The following is a 6,458-nucleotide window of genomic DNA, read 5'->3' as shown; positions in this document are numbered from 1 at the left end:
TTCGATATACACCGATACAGGATTTTAACACTTTTTAACACTTAATTTATCTAACCACAATGTTTTTTATCAAGTTTTACGTTGTACGCTTAACGTTTTACGTGTTTTTTATTATCAATATTCTAATTCACTTATAACAACGAATTTTAGAGTTGACATACGATTTGCAGACGAGTTTCAATCCATTGAAACAAGCGTAAAAAAGATTAGTGAGCGGTAGCGAATCATTTAATCTTTTTAGTGCGTGAGATGGTAATTGAACGTCGAAAATCGCAGTCTTGACTTTTTTGGTTCGTTTTTGTGTCAAGACAAAAATGAATGTAAAATTCTTTTTATCACATGAGTATTAATCAGAGCTTACCATCTCGCTGTCATTCTAAGCTTGTCTAAGAATCGCATCCTACAATTCTAACATCTAATTTCTCATATCTAACATCTAATTTGTACATTTTACAACTCAACACCGATACACGAACACCGAACAAACCATACGGAACGCATATACAATGGATACAGAATGGATACAGCGCGGATACACAACCGATACAGAAAAGTGTCATTTTGGATATACACCGATACAGGAATTTAACACTTTTTAACACATTGTTTCTCTAATATTCTCTCATTTCGAGAAATCTTTTGTCACTTTTTTTATTCATTGAATATCTATTTTAATTATTGGTATTCATATGCCCTTCGGGGAACAGTCAAAAAAACTAACGAAAAAAAACTTGTCTTTGATTTTCGACGGTCAAAATTAGTTTTAGCCATTCAATATTTTAAATCATTTGCTACGCAAACAGTAAAACATTTTAACCATGCCTTTCAACTTTTTGACACTCGCCTCCAAATCATATGACATTTTTTTAATTCCTTTTTCAATATTCAAATTCACTTTCTACAATGAGTTTTGTCATTCTTGACTTGTCTCAGAATCGCATCCTATATATTTGATTTAGATTCCACTCAAACAACTAACATCTAATCTGTACATCATACATTTAACTTATTACTTATAACTCATTACTTACAACTTAAAACAGGTAGTAGCCCCAATAAATTTGGAAAATGATATTAAACGTTTTACATTTAGTGTGCGAATAAAAAAGATAAAACGAATGCTTTCAAAGTCTCCTTACCGAGGCTCTGATAGAGAGCGTGTAAAGAAAGGAGAGCCCTTTGCTTTACGATCCGTTAAATGTTATAAAACGGAGGTTTGTTCTTTAAAAGAATGGAAAAAACAAACAGACTTTGTCTGGTGGTTTTTTACAGATGAATGGAAATTGTTTCGTTCTCATGTGTTTTTGGTTTTATGGAACGATGTTTCTCGAGTATGAAGAAATACTTGCAAAAAAAAGCAAGGCGGCTTCACACTTTAGTACCGAGGGCGACCAAACCCTACTTAAATAAATTTAAGCTTCTACCTAAAGCATATGTGAAAACCGCCCATGCCGTATACGAAAGTACAAAACTTTTTAGACATGGAGCGATTTCACGATACTCTCGATAGTAAAATTGGTCGTTTTGACTCGAGATTACATCGTTTAATTATGACTATTAAAAGTCTAATTATCAATTCGCTTATACAAATATAACAATAATTTTTAACTATTCGCTATAGCGAACACTTTTTTTTAAACAAAATGAAAAAAAACGATTATAAAAGTAACCTCAATAAAAAATTATGTGAATATATCACGATTCGCTTTTTATCCAATTTTAATAATATAAGCAATAATAATAGCCAAAATAAATACGCAAAAGCAGTCGGAGTAACATCTTCAACAATTAGTAAAATATCTAAAGGAGATGGGTACAATATTCCATTATCTACTATAGCTTTAATTTTAAAGTATGAAAAAATTAGCTTGTCAGATTTTTTTGAAGACTTTAATAAATTTTATAATAATTAATTTAAATAAATAAAAAGGCTTCAGATGAAGCTTTTTTTATTCAATTATTTATATATACAACAATGGTAATAAATTAGATTAATTTATATATTTGTTATTTACACTAAATGAAGATATAGCTTTAGTTTCGTAAAAAAACAATGTTAGCGGTCATGCTAAAACAACACCCAAAACAATAGATTAACAAACAAAAAATATGGAACACTCAAAGCATAATCATACCGAAAGCACCCACACACATAACCACCATTCCGAACACAGTGGCTCTGGACACGATAAACACGCAGGACATAATATTGCCGATTTTTGGAAGCGATTTGTAATCTGTTCGATTGTATCCATTCCTGTACTTGCCTTGTCGCACATGATACAGCAGTGGTTAGGATTTGAAGTCACTTTTGAAGGCGACAAATATGTGTTAGCCCTTCTTTCCACTTTCATATTCTTATATGGCGGTTACCCTTTTCTAAAAGGGCTGTATGACGAAGTAAAAGATAAGGCCATTGGTATGATGACACTGATTGGCGTTGCAATTACAGTTGCCTGGGCTTACAGTGTTGCTATCACTTTTGGTTTGCAGGGTATGGACTTTTATTGGGAAATGGTCACTCTGATAGACATCATGCTCATTGGCCATTACTTTGAGATGAAGTCGGTTATGGGTGCTTCTCGCTCATTGGAATTGCTCGTAAAAATGATGCCTTCCACTGCACACCATATTAAGGACGGGAACATTCACGATATGCCGGTCAGTCAATTGAAAATTGACGATATGGTACTGGTGAAGCCGGGCGAGAAAGTTCCGGTAGACGGTATAGTAATAGAAGGGGAAAGTTATGTGGATGAGAGTATGCTCACAGGTGAGAGCAAACCTGTAAAGAAAGAAAAAGACAGCAAAGTAATAGGTGGGGCAGTAAATAGTAATGGGTCTTTAACCATTAGAGTGGTAAGCATTGGAAAAGACAGTTACCTAAACAAAGTAGTGAAACTCGTTGAAGATGCACAAAAAATAAAATCCAAGACACAAAACTTTGCCGACCGTGCCGCAAAGGTTTTGACTTTCGTTGCCCTGGGCGGTGGTGTCATTACGTTTGTTGTTTGGTTGCTGTTAGGGTTTCCTTTTGTATTTGCATTGGAAAGGATGGTTACGGTAATGGTTATTTCCTGCCCGCATGCCTTAGGTTTGGCAGTGCCTTTGGTGGTTGCCATTTCAACATCCATTTCTGCACAAAAAGGTTTGCTCATTCGCAACAGAACTGCTTTTGAAAATGCTCGATTGATAACAACCATTATTTTCGACAAGACAGGAACACTTACAAAAGGTTCTCATGAATTGCAGGAAGTGAAGGTATTGGGTAATGGATTTGATAAAAACGAATTACTCCGTTTGGCATCAGGTGTTGAACAACATTCTGAACATTATATCGCTGCGGGTTTTTTGCGAAAAGTAAAGGAATTGAAAATCAAAATTCCAAAAGCAGAAAATTTCAATTACTTGCCTGGAAAAGGATTAGAAGGAAATGTGGAAGGAAAAGAAATAAAAGTAGTCGGACCAAATTACCTGAAAGAACAAAACATTAGCGTGACCGATACAACCAATGATTTTACAGGAACAGTTGTTTATATTCTGATTGACAAAGAAGTAGCAGGATATTTTACCTTCTCTGACCAAATTAGGGAAAGCTCTTTTGAAGCCATTCAAATATTAAAAGAAGCAAGCATTAAAAATTTGCTTCTTACTGGGGACAATGAAAAAGTAGCCAAGAAAGTGTGTGATGAATTGAAAATGGACGGCTACATAGCCAACGTATTACCTCACGATAAATTAGAGAAAGTAAAAGAATTACAAACCAAAGGGGAATATGTTGCCATGACAGGCGATGGAGTGAATGATGCACCTGCACTGGCACAAGCAGATGTGGGAATTGCTGTTGGTTCAGGAACAGATGTGGCAGCAGAAACAGCAGACATTATACTTGTAAACTCCGACCCAAAAGACATTGCCAACCTGATATTATTTGGTAAGGCTACGTATAATAAAATGATACAAAACCTCTGGTGGGCTGCGGGTTATAATATACTTGCAATCCCTTTAGCAGCAGGTGTATTATACAAGTGGGGATTTATGTTAAGTCCTGCAATTGGTGCTGTTTTGATGAGTTTAAGCACTATTGTAGTAGCAATAAATGCACAGCTATTAAAAAGACGACTGACATGAGAAAATCAAGTTACATAGACGCAGAAAAGAAGCACGAACCGCTAACAGGCGTTTGGCTCAATGGCGGGTGACGTGGTTAATTGAACATTGTACCTCGCATCAACTTTTGTGGTGTATTGACAGTTTTGTGCTCCGAAACCCGCCACTGCGCCAAGCGCCAAAACGTTAGCAGTAATATTAATCGAAACTCCACAATGAAATTAGACAGTCTACCAACTATTGAAAACGAAGATGATTTACTGCTTCAAATGGAGCAATTTAAAATGGGATTAGTATCTCGTGCAACTGGTGGTGATTTTGACACAAAAGAATATTCTAGATTTAGAAAATTAATATTGACAAATAGCAACTTAGAGAAAGTAGTACCGCGTTTTTTAAAACTTTGCAGAACTTCAGATGAGTTTTGGGGTTGGATTAAGTCAGAAGCTCCTTCTTATGCAGAAAGAAGAATTATAATTGCAAATGAAATTAATCCAATATTAGAAATCTTAGAATACGAAAATGGTGAAGGTGCTTTAGAGTTTAGTAAAAACTATGAAGAAAAAGAAGTTATAGGACACGGTGGATTTGGAATGGTTTACTTATATGAACAACGTTTACTTAAGCTAAATTTTGCTGTTAAAGTTTTTGCTCCTTCATTCTATGAAAGTGGAGGTGACGAAAAAGAATTAGAAAGATTTTTTCAAGAAGCCAGAATTCTTTTCAAGCTAAATCATCGAAATATTATTAAAGTTTATGATGCTGGACTCATTGGAAAACGACCATTTATTAGAATGGAATATTTTGAGGGAAAAAATCTTAATCAAATCCTACAAGAAGTTGGAACATTGAGTATTGACAAATCAATTATAGCAATTAAGAGCATAGCTAGTGCTATTAATCACGCACACGAAAATGGAGTAATTCATAGAGATTTAAAGCCTAGCAATATAATGGCAGCAAAACCAAATCAATTTCGGGTTATTGATTTTGGATTAGGAATTTTTATAGAAAATGAACTTCATTCCAGACTTACAAAAACAGGTTCTCAAACTATTAGCGGTTATTATAATGCTCCTGAACTTGTTGCAAATCCGAAGTTAATTGATAAACGTTCTGACATATATTCAATTGGTGCAATTTGGTATACATTACTTTGTAATCAACCTCCTGCTGGTTCTAATTTTATGAAAATTTTATCTGAAAATGGAATCGAAGAAAAGGTTTTAGAAATAATAACTAAATGTTTAAATCCAATTGAAAATAGATATTCAGATTGTATTGAATTACTAAATGATATAGAAAAACTGTAGCTAATAACTAAGCTTTCGTCTTGTCTGGAGAGTATGATATGTATTGAAATCACTGAACACAAATAACAATAAATATACAACCTCGCTAAGTGTTTTTTAGCAAGGTTTTATTTTTACACAATAAGGTATACAATATAGTTTTGTTTGTATATTTGGGTTTAATTTTAGGAAATGTAGATATAAGGAATATTTAATGAAACTTTTCTATATTCTACTTTGTAAAAAAAAACAATGTTAGCTACAAGTATAAAACAATCAACAAATTTAATAAATGATTTAAATGTCAAATAACAAATGGGGATTTTTAAGAGAAACTTCTGAATCAGCAAAGAAATCTGGAATAGATAAGGATACTGGTTTACATAGAACCGGGCTTGAGGTATATTTAAAAACAATTTTCCCTGAAATTGACGATTGGATTCATAATAAAACAATTGGTCAAAACAATTCTGAAGGTAAAAATATTTTAAGTCGACCTGATTATAGAAGTGAAAAATTAAAATTGATTATTGAATTTGATGGACTTCTTCATTATACCAAACCTGAAACTATTGAAAAAGATGAAGTAAATACAAAAATTTACGAAAGTTTTGGATATAAAGTAGTCAGAATTCCATATTTCATTCAACTAACAAGAACAGCTGTTAGTACATTATTTAATATTGAATATTCAGAAGAACTATTTGATGAATCAATTTCATCTCTTGGTATTAAAGGACAAAATACACCTGCATACTTATGCCCTGCTGGAGTTAAAAGAATGGCAGAAGAATTTTACAAATTTCCAGAACAATATAAAATAAATTTAAATTTTCTAAAAGTGCAAAATAATAAACACTTAACTGGAATTGAGTTTTTAGAAAAAGAGTATAACTCAATAAACAATAATACCAATAAATAACAAGGGTAACTGTTGCACAACTCCAGTTTTAGGTACAAAAAAAAATAGAATAAATAATAACCTCTTTAAAAGCATTTTTAGTGAGGTTTTTTGTTTTTACGTGAAAGCGTAATGGATATCCTAACGAAAGTTCC

At 33.1% G+C, this 6,458-nt stretch carries 4 protein-coding genes; all 4 read left to right on the top strand.

Annotated elements, in window-relative coordinates; genetic code table 11:
* Window positions 1-1,643 precede the first annotated feature (1,643 nt).
* The 4 genes from B3J26_RS08665 (at window position 1,644) to B3J26_RS08650 (ending at window position 6,324) form a co-directional block, all read left to right on the top strand.
* A complete protein-coding gene (locus B3J26_RS08665) occupies window positions 1,644-1,913 on the top strand; it encodes a helix-turn-helix domain-containing protein (RefSeq protein WP_291071085.1) in 270 nt (89 codons plus the stop codon).
* 196 nt (window positions 1,914-2,109) lie between these two features.
* Entirely contained in the window at window positions 2,110-4,131 is a 2,022-nt protein-coding gene (locus tag B3J26_RS08660; protein ID WP_291071087.1) for a copper-translocating P-type ATPase, read from the top strand.
* Between the two features lie 194 nt (window positions 4,132-4,325).
* On the top strand, window positions 4,326-5,423 hold the full coding sequence (locus tag B3J26_RS08655; protein ID WP_291051017.1) for a serine/threonine-protein kinase: 1,098 nt from the start codon (window positions 4,326-4,328) through the stop codon (window positions 5,421-5,423).
* 280 nt (window positions 5,424-5,703) lie between these two features.
* The gene (locus B3J26_RS08650; RefSeq protein ID WP_291051014.1) at window positions 5,704-6,324 is read left to right on the top strand and encodes a DUF559 domain-containing protein; all 621 of its coding nucleotides are present in this window, start codon (window positions 5,704-5,706) and stop codon (window positions 6,322-6,324) included.
* Window positions 6,325-6,458: the final 134 nt, after the last annotated feature.

Source organism: Empedobacter sp. UBA5987, assembly GCF_002429865.1.
In the GTDB taxonomy this organism is placed as follows: Bacteria; Bacteroidota; Bacteroidia; order Flavobacteriales; family Weeksellaceae; genus Empedobacter; species Empedobacter falsenii_B.
This window is presented reverse-complemented; position numbering and strand designations above follow the sequence as displayed.

Bases quoted from the DNA above. Each gene is read 5' to 3' on its own strand.
- B3J26_RS08665 (WP_291071085.1), top strand. From the start codon at position 1,644: ATGAAAAAAAACGATTATAAAAGTAACCTCAATAAAAAATTATGTGAA.
- B3J26_RS08660 (WP_291071087.1), top strand. From the start codon at position 2,110: ATGGAACACTCAAAGCATAATCATACCGAAAGCACCCACACACATAAC.
- B3J26_RS08655 (WP_291051017.1), top strand. From the start codon at position 4,326: ATGAAATTAGACAGTCTACCAACTATTGAAAACGAAGATGATTTACTG.
- B3J26_RS08650 (WP_291051014.1), top strand. From the start codon at position 5,704: ATGTCAAATAACAAATGGGGATTTTTAAGAGAAACTTCTGAATCAGCA.